The organism is Acidobacteriota bacterium, assembly GCA_030774055.1.
In the GTDB taxonomy this organism is placed as follows: domain Bacteria; phylum Acidobacteriota; class Terriglobia; order Terriglobales; family Acidobacteriaceae; genus JACPNR01.
In genome coordinates, this window is the sequence record JALYLW010000154.1 from 1 (window position 1) to 16,981 (window position 16,981).

29 protein-coding genes and 2 pseudogenes are annotated in these 16,981 nt (G+C 61.9%); all 31 read right to left on the reverse strand.

Annotated elements, in window-relative coordinates; all coding sequences use genetic code 11:
• Positions 1-34 precede the first annotated feature (34 nt).
• Complete coding sequence (locus M3P27_12555; GenBank protein ID MDP9269140.1) at positions 35-1,042, reverse strand: DNA-directed RNA polymerase subunit alpha; 1,008 nt, start codon at positions 1,040-1,042, stop codon at positions 35-37.
• A 141-nt stretch (positions 1,043-1,183) separates the two neighbouring features.
• Positions 1,184-1,813: a 30S ribosomal protein S4 gene (gene rpsD / locus M3P27_12560; GenBank protein ID MDP9269141.1), complete on the reverse strand. Its 630-nt coding sequence runs from the start codon at positions 1,811-1,813 to the stop codon at positions 1,184-1,186.
• A 147-nt stretch (positions 1,814-1,960) separates the two neighbouring features.
• Positions 1,961-2,416: a 30S ribosomal protein S11 gene (gene rpsK / locus M3P27_12565; protein ID MDP9269142.1), complete on the reverse strand. Its 456-nt coding sequence runs from the start codon at positions 2,414-2,416 to the stop codon at positions 1,961-1,963.
• Between the two features lie 9 nt (positions 2,417-2,425).
• On the reverse strand, positions 2,426-2,812 hold the full coding sequence (rpsM, locus tag M3P27_12570; protein MDP9269143.1) for a 30S ribosomal protein S13: 387 nt from the start codon (positions 2,810-2,812) through the stop codon (positions 2,426-2,428).
• Positions 2,813-2,814: 2 nt separating this feature from the next.
• The gene (gene rpmJ / locus M3P27_12575) at positions 2,815-2,928 is read right to left on the reverse strand and encodes a 50S ribosomal protein L36 (protein ID MDP9269144.1); all 114 of its coding nucleotides are present in this window, start codon (positions 2,926-2,928) and stop codon (positions 2,815-2,817) included.
• 25 nt (positions 2,929-2,953) lie between these two features.
• A complete protein-coding gene (gene infA, locus M3P27_12580) occupies positions 2,954-3,178 on the reverse strand; it encodes a translation initiation factor IF-1 (GenBank protein ID MDP9269145.1) in 225 nt (74 codons plus the stop codon).
• A 32-nt stretch (positions 3,179-3,210) separates the two neighbouring features.
• Positions 3,211-3,963, reverse strand: a complete 753-nt coding sequence (gene map / locus M3P27_12585) for a type I methionyl aminopeptidase (GenBank protein ID MDP9269146.1) — start codon at positions 3,961-3,963, stop codon at positions 3,211-3,213.
• 41 nt (positions 3,964-4,004) lie between these two features.
• Positions 4,005-4,697 (reverse strand): adenylate kinase, encoded by a 693-nt coding sequence (locus M3P27_12590; GenBank protein ID MDP9269147.1) that lies wholly within the window; start codon positions 4,695-4,697, stop codon positions 4,005-4,007.
• Positions 4,691-6,097, reverse strand: a complete 1,407-nt coding sequence (gene secY, locus M3P27_12595) for a preprotein translocase subunit SecY (GenBank protein ID MDP9269148.1) — start codon at positions 6,095-6,097, stop codon at positions 4,691-4,693. Before secY ends, M3P27_12590 begins: the two co-directional genes overlap by 7 nt.
• A 240-nt stretch (positions 6,098-6,337) precedes the next feature.
• Positions 6,338-6,772: pseudogene (rplO, locus tag M3P27_12600) on the reverse strand (50S ribosomal protein L15).
• Positions 6,773-6,852: 80 nt separating this feature from the next.
• Positions 6,853-7,080 carry a 50S ribosomal protein L30 gene (gene rpmD, locus M3P27_12605; GenBank protein ID MDP9269149.1) on the reverse strand — a complete coding sequence of 76 codons (228 nt, stop codon included), beginning with the start codon at positions 7,078-7,080 and terminating at the stop codon, positions 6,853-6,855.
• A gap of 2 nt (positions 7,081-7,082) precedes the next feature.
• The gene (gene rpsE, locus M3P27_12610) at positions 7,083-7,583 is read right to left on the reverse strand and encodes a 30S ribosomal protein S5 (GenBank protein ID MDP9269150.1); all 501 of its coding nucleotides are present in this window, start codon (positions 7,581-7,583) and stop codon (positions 7,083-7,085) included.
• Positions 7,584-7,695: 112 nt separating this feature from the next.
• Positions 7,696-8,082 carry a 50S ribosomal protein L18 gene (rplR, locus tag M3P27_12615; protein MDP9269151.1) on the reverse strand — a complete coding sequence of 129 codons (387 nt, stop codon included), beginning with the start codon at positions 8,080-8,082 and terminating at the stop codon, positions 7,696-7,698.
• A gap of 92 nt (positions 8,083-8,174) precedes the next feature.
• On the reverse strand, positions 8,175-8,714 hold the full coding sequence (gene rplF, locus M3P27_12620) for a 50S ribosomal protein L6 (GenBank protein MDP9269152.1): 540 nt from the start codon (positions 8,712-8,714) through the stop codon (positions 8,175-8,177).
• Positions 8,715-8,865: 151 nt separating this feature from the next.
• Positions 8,866-9,264 (reverse strand): 30S ribosomal protein S8, encoded by a 399-nt coding sequence (gene rpsH, locus M3P27_12625; GenBank protein ID MDP9269153.1) that lies wholly within the window; start codon positions 9,262-9,264, stop codon positions 8,866-8,868.
• Between the two features lie 133 nt (positions 9,265-9,397).
• Positions 9,398-9,583: a type Z 30S ribosomal protein S14 gene (locus M3P27_12630; protein ID MDP9269154.1), complete on the reverse strand. Its 186-nt coding sequence runs from the start codon at positions 9,581-9,583 to the stop codon at positions 9,398-9,400.
• 11 nt (positions 9,584-9,594) lie between these two features.
• Entirely contained in the window at positions 9,595-10,149 is a 555-nt protein-coding gene (rplE, locus tag M3P27_12635) for a 50S ribosomal protein L5 (protein MDP9269155.1), read from the reverse strand.
• A gap of 78 nt (positions 10,150-10,227) precedes the next feature.
• Positions 10,228-10,554, reverse strand: coding sequence for a 50S ribosomal protein L24 (rplX, locus tag M3P27_12640; GenBank protein MDP9269156.1), 327 nt, complete (start codon positions 10,552-10,554; stop codon positions 10,228-10,230).
• The gene (gene rplN / locus M3P27_12645; GenBank protein MDP9269157.1) at positions 10,555-10,926 is read right to left on the reverse strand and encodes a 50S ribosomal protein L14; all 372 of its coding nucleotides are present in this window, start codon (positions 10,924-10,926) and stop codon (positions 10,555-10,557) included.
• Positions 10,927-10,953: 27 nt separating this feature from the next.
• Positions 10,954-11,373, reverse strand: a complete 420-nt coding sequence (gene rpsQ / locus M3P27_12650) for a 30S ribosomal protein S17 (GenBank protein ID MDP9269158.1) — start codon at positions 11,371-11,373, stop codon at positions 10,954-10,956.
• 3 nt (positions 11,374-11,376) lie between these two features.
• The gene (gene rpmC, locus M3P27_12655; protein MDP9269159.1) at positions 11,377-11,715 is read right to left on the reverse strand and encodes a 50S ribosomal protein L29; all 339 of its coding nucleotides are present in this window, start codon (positions 11,713-11,715) and stop codon (positions 11,377-11,379) included.
• A 38-nt stretch (positions 11,716-11,753) separates the two neighbouring features.
• Positions 11,754-12,179, reverse strand: a complete 426-nt coding sequence (gene rplP / locus M3P27_12660; GenBank protein ID MDP9269160.1) for a 50S ribosomal protein L16 — start codon at positions 12,177-12,179, stop codon at positions 11,754-11,756.
• A gap of 28 nt (positions 12,180-12,207) precedes the next feature.
• Positions 12,208-12,891 (reverse strand): 30S ribosomal protein S3, encoded by a 684-nt coding sequence (gene rpsC, locus M3P27_12665; GenBank protein MDP9269161.1) that lies wholly within the window; start codon positions 12,889-12,891, stop codon positions 12,208-12,210.
• Positions 12,892-12,893: 2 nt separating this feature from the next.
• Entirely contained in the window at positions 12,894-13,352 is a 459-nt protein-coding gene (rplV, locus tag M3P27_12670; GenBank protein MDP9269162.1) for a 50S ribosomal protein L22, read from the reverse strand.
• A gap of 138 nt (positions 13,353-13,490) precedes the next feature.
• Positions 13,491-13,739: pseudogene (gene rpsS / locus M3P27_12675) on the reverse strand (30S ribosomal protein S19).
• The gene (gene rplB / locus M3P27_12680; GenBank protein ID MDP9269163.1) at positions 13,739-14,563 is read right to left on the reverse strand and encodes a 50S ribosomal protein L2; all 825 of its coding nucleotides are present in this window, start codon (positions 14,561-14,563) and stop codon (positions 13,739-13,741) included. Before rplB ends, rpsS begins: the two are co-directional and overlap by 1 nt.
• Before the next feature lie 101 nt (positions 14,564-14,664).
• Positions 14,665-14,958 carry a 50S ribosomal protein L23 gene (locus M3P27_12685; GenBank protein ID MDP9269164.1) on the reverse strand — a complete coding sequence of 98 codons (294 nt, stop codon included), beginning with the start codon at positions 14,956-14,958 and terminating at the stop codon, positions 14,665-14,667.
• Entirely contained in the window at positions 14,958-15,623 is a 666-nt protein-coding gene (gene rplD, locus M3P27_12690; GenBank protein ID MDP9269165.1) for a 50S ribosomal protein L4, read from the reverse strand. Before rplD ends, M3P27_12685 begins: the two co-directional genes overlap by 1 nt.
• 1 nt (position 15,624) lies before the next feature.
• Entirely contained in the window at positions 15,625-16,380 is a 756-nt protein-coding gene (gene rplC, locus M3P27_12695) for a 50S ribosomal protein L3 (GenBank protein ID MDP9269166.1), read from the reverse strand.
• 41 nt (positions 16,381-16,421) lie between these two features.
• On the reverse strand, positions 16,422-16,760 hold the full coding sequence (gene rpsJ / locus M3P27_12700) for a 30S ribosomal protein S10 (GenBank protein ID MDP9269167.1): 339 nt from the start codon (positions 16,758-16,760) through the stop codon (positions 16,422-16,424).
• A 69-nt stretch (positions 16,761-16,829) separates the two neighbouring features.
• Positions 16,830-16,981 (reverse strand): elongation factor Tu (tuf, locus tag M3P27_12705; protein MDP9269168.1); only part of this gene is annotated, 152 nt, incomplete at its 5' end.

The following is a 16,981-nucleotide window of genomic DNA, read 5'->3' on the forward strand; positions in this document are numbered from 1 at the left end:
GGGCGAATCGCCCGCCTCCGCGCGAGCATTTCGCTTAGCCTTCGATACGGGCAGCGGCCGACTGATTCGGTACGGCGTTGCCCTGTTCGTCGATGCGCATGCCGAGCGAGAGGCCCATCGAGGAAAGTATCTCCTTGATCTCGTTGAGCGACTTGCGTCCGAAGTTCTTGGTCTTCAGCATCTCGGCTTCCGACTTCTGCACCAGCTCGCCGATGGTCTGGATGTTGGCGTTCTTCAGGCAGTTGTAGCTGCGCACCGAAAGCTCGAGCTCTTCGACGGAACGGTTGAGGTTCTCGTTGCGGATCTCGGGCTTGGAGTCCGAGGCCGCTTCAGCTTCGAGCTCTTCCTCGAAGTTGATGAAGATGGCCATGTGATCCTTGATGAGCTTGGCAGCCAGTCCCAGCGAATCGGTCGGCGTGACCGAGCCGTTGGTCCAGATCTCGAGCGTGAGCTTGTCGTAGTCGGTGATCTGGCCGAGACGCGCAGCTTCTACGGTGTAGTTGCACTTGCGCACCGGCGAATGCACCGAGTCGATCGGGATGAACCCGAGGCCAAGGTCCTCATCGAAGTTCTTGTCGGCCGCAACGTAGCCGCGTCCGCGCTTGAGGCGCATCTCCATGTCGAGCTTGCCGCCCTCGGAGATGGTCGCGATGTAGACCTCTTTGTCGAGGATCTCGACGTCGCCGTCGGCCTCGATCATGCCGCTGGTCACCACGCCCGGCTGGTCGGACTTGAGATAGATCGCCTTCGGACCTTCGCCGTTCAACTTGAATGGGACTTGCTTGAGGTTCAGGATGATGTCGGTGGCATCCTCGACCACGCCCGGAATGGACTGGAACTCGTGCAGCACCCCCTCGATCTTGACGGCCGTGACGGCCGCGCCTTCGATGGAGCTGAGCAGCACGCGCCGCAGCGCGTTGCCGACGGTTGTGCCAAAGCCGCGCTCGAAGGGCTGTGCCCAGAAGCGGCCGTAGCGGTCAGTGAGCGTCTCGGTGTCAGTAGCAAGACGCTTCGGTTTTTGAAACCCTTTCCAAAGGACCATGGTGTATTACTCTCCTTCGCCCATTCGGCTCATTGCGGCCTCCTCACGCGGCCCGCGTGAGGTGGAACTCCGCAGTGGCACATCTGGTGCGAATCAGGGCCGTGAAAACCTTAGGTAGCGCCGGCGGACCGGCGTTTCCGATTACTTGCTGTACAACTCGACGATCAGCTGCTCGTTCACCGGCATGTTGATCTCCTCACGCTTCGGCAGCGAGAGGATCTTGCCGGTGTAGTTGTCGCGGTCGGCGGAGATCCACGTCGGCACCGACTGGTGCGAGGTGAGCTCCTTGGCCTGCTCCACCAGGATGAGCTTGCGGCTGCGCTCGCGCACGGCGACGGTGTCACCGGCCGAGACCTGGTAAGAAGGGATATCGACCTTGCGTCCGTTGACCTCGATGTGGCCATGGCGGACGAGCTGGCGCGCCTGGCGCCGCGCGACGGCAAAGCCCATGCGATAGACCACGTTGTCGAGACGGCGCTCGAGTTGCTGCAACAGCATTTCGCCGGTGACGCCACGGGTACGGGCGGCCTTCTCGAAGTAGTTGCGGAACTGCTTCTCCAGCGTGAAGTACATGCGCTTGGTCTTCTGCTTCTCGCGCAGCTGCAAGCCGTAGCCCACGATCTTGGCTTTACGGTCTTTGCCATGCTGTCCGGGAGGGAAGTTGCGCTTCTCGATCGGGCACTTCTCGGTGAAGCACTTCTGCCCCTTGAGGAACAACTTCATGCCCTCCCGGCGGCAGAGACGACAGACTGCATCTTTGTAACGAGCCATTCTTCTCCTTCTTCTTGACTTCAGGGTCGATCGGTTTACGCGCTGGCTGCGCTTCCTCCCGATCCTTTACTGCAGTTTCCAGTTTCAAGTTTCCAGTTTCCAGTTTTCCAGAGAGACAACGGGAAACCGGAAACTGGAAACTCCTACCTACACCCTTCTGCGCTTTGGCGGACGGCATCCGTTGTGCGGGATGGGCGTGACGTCGCGGATGGAACGCACTTCGATGCCGGCGGCAGCGAGCGCACGGATCGCCGATTCGCGGCCGGAGCCGGGCCCGGAGACGCGCACCTCGACCGAGCGCAGGCCGTGCTCGCGCGCCATGTTGGCGGCGTTCATCGCCGCCTGCTGCGCCGCGAACGGCGTCCCTTTCCGGGAGCCGCGGAAGCCGAGCGAGCCCGAGCTCTTCCACGAGATGGTCTGGCCCGTGCCATCGGTGATGGTGACGATGGTGTTGTTGAACGTGGCCTGGATGTACACGATCCCGTGTGGAACGTGCTTCTTCTCGCGCTTCTTGAACTGCTTCTTCTTGCCCTTTTTCTCGGGCGCTCCGGTCGCTGGTGCGGCTCCCGGAGTGATCGTCTTATCGACTGGTTGCTTTGCCATTTTCCGTCCTTACGTCTTCGACGCGACTTTCTTCTTGTTCGCGACCGTGCCCTTGCGCGGACCCTTGCGGGTACGAGCATTGGTGTGGGTGCGCTGTCCGCGGACGGGCAGGTTGCGACGATGGCGCTGGCCGCGGTACGAGCCGATCTCGATCAGGCGCTTGATGTGCAGCTGCACATCTTTGCGGAGGTCGCCTTCCACGCCGCCTTCACTCTCGATGACCTGGCGGATGTGGTTGACTTCCTCTTCGTTGAGGTCCTGCACCTTCTTGGTGGGCTCGACCTTGGCGGCGGCGACGATGCGACGCGCGCGCGAGTGTCCGATGCCGTAGATGTACGTGAGCGCGATGTCCACGTGCTTGTTACGCGGGAGATCGACGCCTGCAATGCGTGCCATAGTTAGCCCTGCCTCTGTTTATGCTTCGAGTTCTCGCAGATCACCCGCACCACGCCTTTGCGGTGGATGACCTTGCACTTGTCGCAGATCTTCTTTACTGACGCTCGCACCTTCATGAGTCCCCTGTTCCTTGCTGCTGAACTATTTGTAGCGATACACGATCCGTCCGCGCGACAGGTCATAAGGCGACAACTCGACCGCGACCTTGTCACCCGGCAGGATGCGGATGAAGTTCTTGCGCATGCGTCCGGAGACATGGGCCAGGACCTGGTGCTTGTTGCCTTCCATCAGTTCTACCCGGAACATCGCATTGGGCAGGGGTTCGATGACCACTGCCATGACTTCAATCGCGTCCTCTTTACTCATGCACTCCTTCGAGATCGTTCTGCTTGCAAAACCTAGGCCGTCAAGACCAGTGGGCCATCTTTCGTGACCGCGACGCAGTGTTCGAAGTGGGCGCTGATGGAGCCATCTTCGGTGACTGCCGTCCAGTTATCGTCGAGCACGCGCGCACCCGGCTTGCCCACATTGACCATCGGCTCGATGGCCAGAACCATGCCTTCCCGCAAGCGCGCGCCGTGGCCGGGGACGCCGAAATTCGGCACCTGCGGATCCTCGTGCAAACGCGTCCCGATACCGTGGCCGACAAAATCGCGGACCACGCTGAAGCCATTCGCCTCAACCACTTCCTGCACCGCCGCGCCTACGTCGCCCACGGTGTTGCCGATGCGCATCTTCTCGATCGCGCGGTTGAGCGAAGCTTCCGTGACCTGGAGGAGCTTCTGCGCTTCCAGGCCGATCTTCTCGCCCACCGCCACGGTGATGGCCGCATCGCCGTAGAAACCGTCGAGCACCACGCCGCAATCGATAGAGACGATGTCGCCTTCCTGCAGCTTCCGTTTTTCCGACGGAATGCCGTGGACGATCTCGTTGTTCAACGAGGTGCAGAGCACGCAGGGATACTCGTGATATCCCTTGAACGCCGGCGTGGCGCCCATTTCCTTGATGCGCCGCTCGGCGTGCCGCTCCAGGTCCATGGTCGTGATGCCCGGCTTCACCATGGCCTTGAGCTCGTTGAGCACGGTGCGGACGATGGAACCGCTCCGCCGCATCTTCTCGAGCTCTTGGCGCGACTTACACACTATCGGCATGCCTTCTTGAACCGTGTCTTGCAGCCCTAACCGCTATCCCGCTACCGTGCCTTCTCTAATGCCTGGAAGGCTTGCGTGGTGACTTCGTCGACCGAGCGCGAGCCATCCAAAACGCGCAAGCGACCCTGCGACTTGTAATAGTCGGTAAGGGGCGCTGTCTGGCGTTCGTAAGCCTTGAGCCGTTCGGCGATCACCGACTCCTGATCGTCTTTACGCGTGACGAGCTTCGACCCCTCAACGTCACAAACCTCATTGACCTTGGGAGGAGAAAGATGAACGTTGTAGATGCGCCCGCAGGTGGGACAAGTACGACGTCCGGTGAGCCGGCCCAACAATTCATTATAGCCGACCTGAATATCCACGACAACCGGCGGAAGCTGCGCATCCCGTTGATTTTGAAAGAACTTATCCAGCCACTCGGCCTGCGCCAAGGTGCGCGGGAAGCCATCGAGAATGTAGCCGCGAGCACAATCGGGCTGCTGCATGCGGGCGGCGACCATGTCTTGCACCAGGGTGTCGGGCACCAACTCGCCGCGATCCATGATGGCCTTGGCCTGCTTACCTAGCTCGGTGCCCGAGGCCACGTTGGCGCGCAGGATGTCTCCGGTGGAGATCTGCGGGATGCCATAGTGCTCGGCGATGCGCTTGGCCTGCGTCCCTTTACCGGCGCCCGGAGGGCCGAGCAGCACGATGGGTCCAATGGCTTTCTGGGTGCTCGTGGGAGTGCTTACCATGCGCGCCGTCCGCGAATGCGTCCGCTACGCGGCGTGAACCCTTCGTAGTGGCGCATGATGAGCTGCGCTTCGATCTGCTGCACCGTGTCCATGGCCACGCCAACCACGATGAGCAGCGAGGTACCGCCAAAGTAGAAGTTGACGCCCAGTCCGTTGGTGACCCAGGTCGGCAGGTTGGCAAAGAAGTTTCCGCCCAGCCAGGCCGGCAGGTGATGCAAATGGATGCCGGTGATCATCCACTGCGGGATGAGCGAGACGACGATGAGGTAGAGCGCGCCAACCAGGGTGATGCGGGTAAGCACTTCGTTCACGTAGTCGGCGGTACGGCGGCCGGGACGGATGCCGGGGATGAACCCACCGTACTTGCGCATGTTGTCCGCCACCTCGATCGGGTTGAACACGATGGAGACGTAGAAGTACGCAAAGAAGATGATGCCGATGCAATAGAGCAGCGTGTAGAGCGGCTCGCCGTAGCCCATCGCCGTGATGGTGGGCCCCAGCCAGGAGCTCAACGTGGGATTGTTCCTGATGAGCGGCGCCGCCATCAGCGGGAAACTGAGGATGGACGACGCGAAGATCACCGGCATCACGCCACCGGTGTTCACCTTGAGCGGCAGGAAGGTGGACTGGCCCCCCATGACCTTGCGACCCACCACGCGCTTGGCGTATTGCACCGGGATGCGACGCTCGCTGCGCTCCACGAAGACGATGAACGCGACCACGACGATCATCATCGCGATGAGCAGCAACATGGCCACCGGAGTGAGCGCGCCCCAGGCGTTGGTTCGCACTTTGTCCACCAATTCGGCGATGCCGTGCGGCAAGCCGACGACGATGCCGGCAAAGATGAGCAACGACATGCCGTTGCCCACGCCGCGCTCGGTGATCTGCTCGCCCAGCCACATGATGAAAGCGGAGCCGGCGGTGAGCGTGATCATCGTCATGATGATGAAACCGTAGCCGGGATTCTTGACGATCTGCTCGCCCTGCATCTTCTGCAGCGTGATGGCGATGCCGGCGGATTGCAGCGCGGAGAGGATCACGGTGAGGTAGCGCGTCCACTGGGTGATCTTGCGCCGGCCGAGTTCGCCTTCCTTCTGCAAGCGCGCCAGCGGTTCGTACACCACCGTCAACAACTGCAGGATGATCGACGCCGTGATGTACGGCATGATGCCCAGCGCGAAGACCGTCAGCCGGCGGAAGTTGCCGCCGCTGAACAGGTCGTAGAAGCCGAGCAGCGAGCCCGCCTGGCCTTCCATGGCGTGCTTCAGCGCCTCGACGTTGATCCCCGGCGTGGGGATGTGCGAGCCGAGACGATAGACCGCCAGCAGGCCGAGCGTGAAGAAGACACGCTTCCTCAGGTCGGGAACGCGGAAGATGTTGGCTAATTTTTCTAGCATTCTCTGATCAGCACCCGATGACGACTACGGTTTCTTCTTCGGCTTCGCCGGCTTCTCCGCCTTGGCTTCGGCTTTCGGTTGCGCTGCCTTGGGTTCCCCGGTCTTTGATTCCCCAGCCTTTGATTCCCCAGCCTTTGATTCCGACGCTTCCGCCGTTTCCGCCGCCTTTGCCTCCGCGGCCCTCGCCACGGCTCCTGGCCTCGGCTGGCGGGGAGCCTTCACTTCCTCAGGTATGGCGCCGAGGATCTCGAACTTCCCGCCGGCAGCAGTGATCTTTTCCTGCGCCGACTTCGAGAACTTGTGCGCACGCACCGTCATGGCGCTCTTGAGCTCGCCATCGCCCAGGATCTTTACCGGGACGTTGGCTTTGCGGATGGCGCCGGCGGAGTGCAACACCTCGGGCGTGATCTCCTTTTCGCCGAGGATGGCCAGGGTCTCCAGATTCACGATCTGGTACTCCTGGCGGAAGATGTTGTTGAAGCCGCGTTTGGGAACACGCCGATGCAACGGCATCTGGCCGCCCTCGAAGCCGCGCATCATGCGCGAACCGGAGCGCGAACGCTGGCCTTTGTGTCCACGGGTGGAGGTCTTGCCCATGCCGGAACCCATGCCGCGGCCGACGCGCTTCTTATTCTCGCGCGATCCCTTCGGTGCTTTTATCGTAGAAAGATTCATCGTAAATCCCTAAATTCGCTTTCCGCTTTCCGCCCTTCGCTCTCCGGAATGCGGAAAGCAGAAAGCGGAGAGCGCGGTTGTTACTGCACGATCTCGACCAAGTGCGGGATCTTGTTGACCATGCCGCGGATCGAGGGCGTGTCTTCGCGCTCGACGATCTGGTTCAGCCGCGTGAAGCCCAGGCCCTTGACGACCTTCTTATGCTTCACCGGGGCCTGGATGGCGGAACGCACCCACTTGATGCGGATGGTGCCGGTCGGCGCCTTCGCCGATCTCTTCTTCGTTTCGACGTGCTTGGTCTCGACCATGGTTAAAGCTCCTCGACCTGTTTGCCGCGCAGCGCAGCAACGGCCTTCTTGTCGCGCAGTTTCTTGAGCGCATCGAAGGTGGCCTTGATCACGTTGTGCGGGTTGGCGGTCCCGATGGACTTGGTGAGCACGTTCTGCACGCCCGCGGAGGTCATGACCGCGCGTACCGCGCCGCCGGCGATCACGCCCGTGCCTTCAGGCGCAGGCTTGAGCAGCACCATGCCGGCGCCAAACCGTCCCAGCGAGGCGTGCGGGATGGTGGTGGAGCTCAGGTGCACGCGCACCAGGTTCTTCTTCGCCGCCTCGATCCCCTTGCGGATAGCCTGCGGCACTTCTTTCGCTTTGCCGGAACCGTAGCCGACCACGCCGGCGGAGGGGTCGCCGACGACGACCAGCGCGGCGAACGACAGGTTCTTGCCGCCCTTCACCACTTTGGTCACGCGATTGATGGCCACGACCTGATCTTTCAGGTTGAACTGGCCGGCGTCGAGTCTCTTCGTCACTATTGGCATTTAGTCTTCTCTTCTAGGGCTCCGCAGCGAAGCTGCTCTGCCCTCGCCCTAGGCTCGCGCGATATCGGCGCTCGCTCGGGCTCACCCTTTTCCTTAGATCCTTTTAAAACTTCAGTCCTGCTTCACGGGCCGCGTCGGCCAGGGCCTTGACGCGTCCGTGGTAGATGTAGCCGCCGCGATCGAAGACCACGTTGTTCACGCCCTTCGCCTGGGCGCGGTCGGCGATGAGCTTGCCGATGGCTTTGGCGCTGGCCACGTTGCCGCCGGCTTTCTTGCTGCCCTTCGACTTCGCGCCCTTGGTTTCCGCTTTCTCGTTGGTGGAGGCAGAGACGATGGTCTTGCCCGACAGGTCGTCGATGAGCTGCACGTAGATGTGGTTCAGCGAGCGATAGACGTTCAGCCGCGGCCGCTCGGCGGTGCCCGCCATCTTCTCGCGGATGCGCACATGCACGCGCTTGCGGATCACGTTCTTTTCTCTTTGCGGGATCATTGTCAGTTTCTCGTTTCCAGTTTCTCGTTTCCAGTTTCTCGTTTCCCGTTCTCCCTTTCCGGAAACCGGAAACAGGAGACCGGGAACTGTTTTTACTTCGCGCCCGTCTTGCCGACCTTCTTCTTCAATCTCTCGCCGGCGTAGCGCACACCCTTGTTCTTGTACGGGTCAGGCGGACGCAGGCTGCGCATCTCGGCGGCGACCTGGCCGACCTTCTGGCGATCGATGCCGGTGATGCTCAGCTTGGTCTGCTTCGGATCGACAGCGACGTCGATGCCGGAAGGCAGCGGGTACTCGATGGGGTGCGAATATCCCAGCGAGAATACGACCGTGCCCTTGCCCTTCAATTCGGCGCGATAGCCGATGCCGACGATCTCGAGCTCACGCGTCCAGCCTTTGGTCACGCCTTCCACGGCGTTGTTGACGAGCGCGCGCGCAAGTCCGTGCAGCGCGGCTTCGTCATCGCTGGGGCGGATGGCAAGCAGCTGCCCGTCTTTCTGCTCCATCGTGATGCCGGGAGGCAGCGGCTGCTCGAGCTTGCCCTTCGGGCCCTGGATCTTCACCAGGTTGCCGACGATCTCGACCTTCACGCCCTGCGGCACCGGGATGGGTTTCTTTCCGATTCGAGACATTGTTCTCAGTTTCCTTTCGAGTCTGCACTCAGGCCGCGTTCAGCCGGCCGGCTTCCTCGTTATTCTTAGGGCTCCGCAACGCTTCGCTGCTTTGCCCTCGCGCTTTGCTCGCCCGCCGCGGCGGACTCGCTCCGCGCTCACCTATCGTTACTTAGTAGATCTCGCACAGCACTTCGCCGCCCACACCTTCACGGCGCGCCTGGCGGCCGGTCATCACGCCCTTCGGGGTGGTGAGGATGTTGATCCCCAACCCGCCGAGGACGCGCGGGATCTCGTTGCGGCCGACGTAGACGCGGCAGCCGGGACGCGAGATGCGCGCCAACTGCGACATCGTCGGCTCGTTGTTCGCGCCATACTTCAGGTAGACGCGGATGAGCTTGCGCCCTTCCTCTTCCGTCCCCTTGAAGTTCGCGATGTAACCCTCTTCCTTGAGGATGCGGGCGATCTCGAGCTTCAGCTTCGAAGCGGGAACGTCAACCTTCTGCTGCTTGGCCAGGATCGCGTTACGTACGCGAGCCAGAAAATCTGCGACCGGATCGGTCAGACTCATCGTTTCTCCTTACTCCTTACGCTGCCCGTTCGCTCGGTGCATCCGAGAACCCGCGGCAGCGGACTGCAAAACCAGTTTCCAGTCTCAGGTCTCAAGTTCGCGACGCGAAACTCGAAACTTTGAGACTGCCTTGCTACCAGGACGACTTGGAAACACCGGGGATCTCTCCCCGCAACGCGAGACCGCGGAAGCACAAGCGGCACATGCCGAACTTGCGCATGTACGCGCGCGGGCGTCCGCAGAGCTTGCAGCGGTTGTGCTGGCGGCTCTTGAACTTGGGTTTCCGAGCGTCCTTGACCATCTTTGCTGTGGTTGCCATGTTTTCCTTCTTTAACCCTTATCCGAAGCCGAACGGAACGGCATGCCGAGGTGCTTGAGCAGCGAGCGTGCCTGGTTGTCGTCCTGCGCCGTGGTGACGATAGTGATGTTCATGCCCTTGAGCTTGTCGACCTTGGCGTAATCGATCTCCGGGAAGACGAGCTGGTCTTTCAGGCCGAGGGTGTAATTGCCACGTCCATCGAACGACTTGGTGCTGACGCCGCGGAAATCGCGGACGCGCGGTAGCGCGGTGTTCACCAGGCGATCGAAGAACTCGTACATGCGGTCGCCGCGCAGCGTGACCATCGCCCCGATGGGCATGTTCTCGCGCACCTTGAAGGCGGCAATGGATTTCTTGGCGCGGGTGATGACCGCCTTCTGTCCGGTGATGGCGTTCAGATCGGCGACCGCGGGGTCGAGCACTTTCGCGTTCTGCGTGGCTTCGCCCACACCCATATTGACCACGATCTTGTGCAGGTGCGGCACGGCCATGGGGTTCGGCACGCCGAACTCCTTCATCAGCGCCGGCGCGATCTCTTTGTCGAATTTTTGCTTCAGTCTTGCCATTGTGTTCTGCTTCTACCTTCTCCCACGGTTTCCGCTCTCCGCTTTTCGGTTTGACGGGTTCGTAGGGTCCTCAGTCTTCTACTTCTCCAAAGTCGTGCCGCACTTCCGGCAGATGCGGACCTTCTTGTCGCCCTGCATCTCATGGCCCACGCGGACGGGGCCGCACTGCGGGCACATCAGCATCACGTTCGAGAGCGAGATAGCCGATTCCTGCTCCGCGATGCCGCCCTTGATCTGGCGCTGCGGGTTGGGACGAACGTGCTTCTTCACCATCCCCACGTGCTCCACCAGGATGCGCTTGTCGTCCGGCGAGACGCGCAGGACACGGCCTTGCTTGCCCTTATCGCGCCCGGAGATGATCTTCACGGTATCGTTGCGGCGGATATCGACCGTCGTCTTCGACATTTACAGGACCTCCGGTGCCAGCGATACGATCTTCAAGAACTTCTTGTCGCGCAACTCGCGGGCGACCGGCCCGAAGACGCGCGTGCCGACCGGCTCGCCCGTCTCATTGATGAGCACGGCGGCGTTCTGGTCGAAGCGGATGTAGGTGCCGTCTTTGCGGCGATGTTCCTTGCGCGCGCGCACCAGGACAGCCTTCACCACGGTCCCCTTCTTGACGGTACCGTCGGGCGAAGCTTCCTTCACCGAAGCGGTGAAGACGTCGCCCAGGTGCGCCGTCAGTCCCACGCCGCCGCCGAGCGGCAGGATGACCTGCAGCTTGCGCGCGCCGGAGTTATCGGCGACCTCGAGCATCGATCTCATCATTACGGCCATAGCGGTCTCTTTCGTCTTGTCTTCTATTTAGCTCGCGCGCTCGCCCTTGGTGGTCTCGTCGATGACCAGGGCGGAGCGCCGGATGATGTTCTTCAAGCGCCAGCGCTTGAGCTTCGAAAGCGGACGCGTCTCTTCGATCTCGACGAAATCACCGAGCCGGGCCACGCCTTCTTCATCGTGCGCGTAGAAACGCTTGGAGCGCGAGATGACGCGCTTGTAAAGCGCGTGCGCGCGCTGCCGGGTGGTCTCGACCACGATGGTCTTCGACATCTTGGTGGAGACGACCTGGCCGATCTTGGTGTTGCGGTTAGAGTCGCCCGAAGTGTGCCGGTTCGACTCGATGGCCGCGGTGCGCTCCGACTTCGCGTGTACTGCCGGCGCGGACTTCGCCGTTGCTTTCGTCGCTTCCGCTTCCGGCTTCCCTGCTGCCTTTTTCGTGGCGGCCATGGGTTACTTCCTTCCCGTGGCGGTCTGTTTCTCCGCCTGCTTCACTGTCTTGGTCTTCGTGCTGGCCTTGGCAGCCGCCGGCTTCTTTGCCGCCTTCGGCGCCACCGCGGCAGCGGCGTGCGCCGCATCAGTGCTGGTGTTGCCATTGCCATTGGCGAGCACGCGCTCGCGCGCGATCGTCTTCATGCGGGCGATGTCTTTGCGCAGCCCGCGGATCTTCTTCAAGCTCTCCGTCTGTCCCATCTTCATCTGGAACTTGAGGCGGAAGAGCTGGTCGTTGAGGTCGCGCTCCTGATGCCGGATCTCGTCTTCCGAGAGGTTGCGGACCTTATCTCCTGTCATTCCCTTAGCCATAGATATCTATCCTTCAGGGTTACTAACTATTGGTGCGAGCCGACTCCGTGCCGCGCGACCATCTTGGTGCGCAGCGGCAGCTTGTGCGAAGCCAGCCGCAATGCTTCGCTGGCTTCCTGGTGAGTGACGCCCTCCATCTCGAACAGGATCTTGCCGGGACGGACGACGGCGACCCAATGATCGGGCGCGCCCTTGCCCTTGCCCATACGAGTCTCAGCCGGCTTCTTGGTGACCGGCTTGTCGGGAAAGAGGCGCAGCCACACCTTGCCGCCACGCTTGATGAAGCGCGTCATGGCGACGCGGCTGGCTTCGATCTGGCGGTCGGTGATCCATCCGGGCTCGAGTACTTTGAGCCCGTAATCGCCGAAGGCCAGCTCGCTGCCACGCCAGGCCTTGCCGCGCATGCGTCCGCGCTGCTGCTTGCGGTACTTAACTTTCTTTGGCATCAACATAACGAGTTCTCAGTCTTCCTGATTCCGTTTAAAACGCGCCCGAACCCGGCACGGCTTGCTGCTGTTGCTGGGCCTGGGCTTTCTTGGTGCCGAGGATCTCGCCTTTGTAGATCCAGCACTTCACGCCGATCACGCCGTAAGTCGTCTTGGCTTCGGAGAAGCCATACTCGATGTCGGCGCGCAAGGTGTGCAGCGGCAGGCGTCCCTGGAGATACCACTCGGAGCGCGCGATCTCGTTGCCATTCAAGCGGCCGGAGACGCGCACCTTGATGCCTTTGCAGCCGAAGCGCAGCGCCGAATCCACCGACTTGCGCATCGCCCGGCGGAAGCCGACGCGCTTTTCGAGTTGCAGCGCGATGTTCTCCGACACCAGCTGGGCGTCAAGCTCGGGCTTGTGCACCTCCTGGATGTCGATGAAGACCTCGCGCGCGGTGCGCTTCTGCAGCTCGAGCTTGAGTTTGTCGATCTCCGCGCCCTTGCGGCCGATGATGATGCCCGGACGCGCCGTCTTGATGATGATGCGCAGCTTGTTGCCCGGACGCTCGATCTCGATCGAGCTCACGCCCGCCGACTTCAGCTTCTCTTTCAGCTCGGCCTTGAGCTTCACGTCCTCGAGCAAGAGCTTGTCGTAGTCGCGCACGCTGATCCAGCGCGATTTCCACGGCTTGGTGTAGCCGAGGCGGAATCCGTAAGGATGTACCTTCTGTCCCATGATTATTTGTTCCTCGCTGCCAGCTTCTTCTTGCTCTTGCCGGCGGTCTTGCTCTTCGACTTCGGTGCGCTGGCCTCGGTCTGGTCGCTCACCACGGTGGCCTGTCCGTTCGCGCCCTTCTCCGCCAGCGCGATCTCGATGTGCGCGATGCGGCGCTGGTAGCGGAAGGCCCGGCCCATCGGCGCCGGCCGGATGCGCTTCATGCGCGGGCCCTCATTGGCGATCGCGCGCTTCACGTAAAGGTTGTCGAGATCGACGTCGAGACCCTTCTCCTGGCTCAGGTAGTTGGCATTCTCGATGGCCGAGCGCAACAGCTTCTGGATGTCGGGCGCGATGCCCTTCTTGGTGAAGGTGAGCGTGTTCATCGCCTCTTCGACGCGGCGTCCCTTGATCAGTTCCAGGACGAGGCGCGCCTTCTGCGGCGAGACTCGCACGTACCGGGCTTCAGCTCTGAATTCCATATGTCTCTATCCTTATCCCTTCGCCGGCGGCGCTGCCGGTGTGCTGCCCGCTGCCGGAACGATCGCGCCCGGACCACCGATAGCTCCGGGACGGCCCGGCACCGCGGCGGTAGCCGCTTCGGTCGCGGCCTTCATCGAGTGTCCCTTGAATTGGCGCGTGGGCGAGAACTCGCCCAGCTTGTGTCCCACCATGTTCTCGGTGATGTATACCGGGATGAACTTCTTGCCGTTGTGCACCGCGATGGTGTGTCCCACCATCTCGGGGGAGATGGTCGAGCGGCGCGACCACGTGCGCACGACTTTCTTGTCGTTGCGCTGGTTCATGCCGTCGATCTTCTTCAACAGGTGCCCGTCGATGAACGGGCCTTTCTTTAAGCTGCGCGCCATTATTTACTCCTGCGCTGGACGATGAACTTGTCGGTGCGCTTGTTGTTGCGTGTCTTGTAGCCGCGAGTGGGTTGTCCCCAGGGCGTGACCGGATGGCGGCCGCCGGAGGTCTTGCCTTCACCGCCACCGTGCGGATGGTCGACCGGATTCATGACCACGCCGCGATTGACCGGCTTGAAGCCGAGCCAGCGATTGCGTCCCGCCTTGCCGATGGAGATGTTCTCGTGATCGAGGTTGCCGACCTGACCGACGGTCGCCATGCAATCGACCATCACCTTGCGCGTCTCGCCGGAAGGCAGCTTGATGAGCGCCCAGTCGCCTTCTTTCGCGACCAGCTGCGCCTGTCCCCCGGCGGAGCGCACCATCTGCGCGCCCTTGCCGGGCTTGAGCTCGATGTTGTGCACCGTGGTGCCGGAAGGGATGTTCTTCAACGGCAGCGCGTTGCCGACCAGGATGTCGGCCTCGGGGCCGCTCATCAGTTTCTGCCCAACCTGCAAGCCGACCGGCTGCAGGATGTAACGCTTCTCGCCATCCGCGTAGCTGAGCAGCGCGATGCGTGCCGAGCGGTTGGGATCGTACTCCACCGAGATCACCGTGGCCGGGATGCCGGTCTTGTCCCGCTTGAAGTCGATGGCGCGCAGCTTGCGCTTATGTCCGCCACCACGGTGCCAAAGCGTGATGTCGCCCGCATTGCGGCGTCCACCGGAGCGCTTCTTGGGCGAGACCAGGGGCTTGTGCGGCTTGTTCGTCGTGATGTCGTCGTTGACGATCGTCGTCCGATAGCGGATCGACGGCGTGTACGGTCGGTAAGTTCTGATTGCCATATAGAATCGCTTTTAGCCATTGGCTCTTGGCCGTTGGCCTGTTCCTTTCACTCCTGCTCCTGGCCAAAAGCCAAGAGCCAAGAGCTGCCTCGCTGCCTCTCCTACATGTTCTGCGCGTACTCCGGCATCTTTTCGCCGGCCTTCAACCGCACGTACGCCTTTTTCCAGTCCGCGCGATAGCCGGCAAACTTGCCCCGGCGCCGCTCCTTACCGGGATAATTCGCGGTGCGCACCGAGCTGACCTTCACTTTGAAGATCTGCTGCACCGCTTCCTTCACTTCCGTCTTGGTGGCCTGCGCGGCCACCTCGAACACCAGCGTGCCTTCCGCCTCTTTCGCGCCCAGGCCCTTCTCGGTGATGACCGGACGGCGGATGATCTGATATGCCGACTTCATTACGCGACCTCCTGCTTGCGCCGCGGCGCGGTCGCCTTCAGCGTGTCTTGCAGCTTCTCCAGCGCTGCGCGCGAGAACACGGCGCTGTCGTAGCGCAGCAGGTGATACGGATGCACCTGCTTGCTGGCGACCATCTCCACGCCCGCCAGGTTGCGGGCGCTGCGATGGAGGTTCGCGTTCTGGCTGGCGTTGCCCTCCGCTTCGACTACCAGCGCGGTCTTGCCGACGTTGAGCTTGTCGAGCGCTCCGCGGAAAGCTTTCGTCTTCGCGTCTTTCATCTCGAAGCTCTCGACCACGATGAGCTTGCCATCGGTCAGCTTCGCGGCCAGCGCCGAGCGCAGCGCGCCCAACAGTTTCTTCCGCGGGAACTGATAGTCGTAGGAGCGCGGTTGCGGCCCGTGGACAGTGCCGCCATGCCGCCAGAGCGGCGAGCGGATGGAGCCCACGCGGGCGCGTCCGGTACCCTTTTGCCGCCACAGCTTGCGGCCCGCGCCCGACACCAGCTTCTTGTTCTTGGTGGCGTGCGTGCCCGCACGATGCGCGGCGCGATAATGGATGACCGCTTCGTAAAGAAGGTCTTCGTTGACCGCGCCGAATACCTCATCAGCGAGCTCGAGCGAGCCGACCTTCTTGCCTTCGAGATTCTGTATATCGATCTTTGCCATGTTATTTCTTCGCCTTACCAGCCGCAGCTTTCTTCGCGGCCTTCAACGGATCGATGGTGGTGGCGCCGGCGAATCCCCGCCGCTCTCTCGGCGGCTTCTTGGCGCGAGTGATGACGACGTACGCGCCCTTGTATCCCGGGACCGCGCCCTCCACGAACAACAGGTTCTCTTCGAGGTCGATGCCGCGGATCTTCAGGTTGCGCACCGTGACCGAGGCATCGCCCATGTGTCCCGACATGCGCTGGTTCGGAAAGACGCGCGACGGGAACGACGACGCGCCGATCGACCCTTGCACCTGGAACATGTGTCCGTGCGCCGCCGGGCCACCCTTGAACTTGTGGCGGCGAACCACACCGGCGAAGCCGCGTCCCTTGCTGGTGCCGGCCACGTCGACAAAGCGCTCGTCCTGGAAGATATCGACCAGCACCTTGTCGCCCACCTTGACGGCCGTGTCTTCGTGGCCTTCGGCGGCGGCCTTTGCCGTCTCGCTGACGATGGCGACTTCCTTCATGAACTTCACCGGCGGCAGATTGTGCTTGGCGAAGTGTCCCTGCATCGGCTTCGAGACGTTCTTGCCTTTGACGAACTCGACCAGGCCGATCTGCACCGCGTCGTAGCCATGCTTGTCCGCCGACTTCTTCTGCGTGATCACGCAGGGACCGGCCTGCAGCACGGTGACAGGACGAACGTCGCCCCGGTCATCGAACAACTGCGTCATGCCGACCTTTTTTCCGAGTATCCCGTTTACGCTTGCCATGATCTTCTCTTCCTCATCATTCGCCACGGCGAACTGTAGGTTTACTTGTGCTCTTTGTGTTCTTTGCCGAACGCCTTGATCTCGACGTCCACGCCCGCGGGCAGGTCGAGCTTCATCAAGGCGTCGACCGTCTGCTGCGTGGGCTCGAGGATATCGAGCAGGCGTTTGTGCGTGCGGATCTCGAAGGCCTCGCGCGATTTCTTGTCGACGTGAGGGCTGCGCAGCACGCAGTACTTGTTCTTGACTGTAGGTAGCGGGATCGGTCCCGCGATCTGCGCGCCGGTGCGCCGCGCCGTCTCCACGATCTCGCCGGTGGACTGGTCGAGCACGCGGTAGTCGTAGGCCTTCAGCCGGATGCGGATTCTTTCGTTAGTCGCCATTTTGCTTCGTCCTTAAAGAGCTCGCGGCTTGATCCTGCCGCTGGTTGTGCTGCGTTTACTTGCGATCCTCTACGTAATGATCTCCGAGATGGTTCCCGCGCCCACGGTGCGTCCACCCTCGCGGATAGCGAAGCGCAGGCCCTTCTCCATCGCCACCGGCGTGATCAGCTCGATGGTGAGCGCGACGTTGTCGCCCGGCATCACCATCTCCGTGCCCGCCG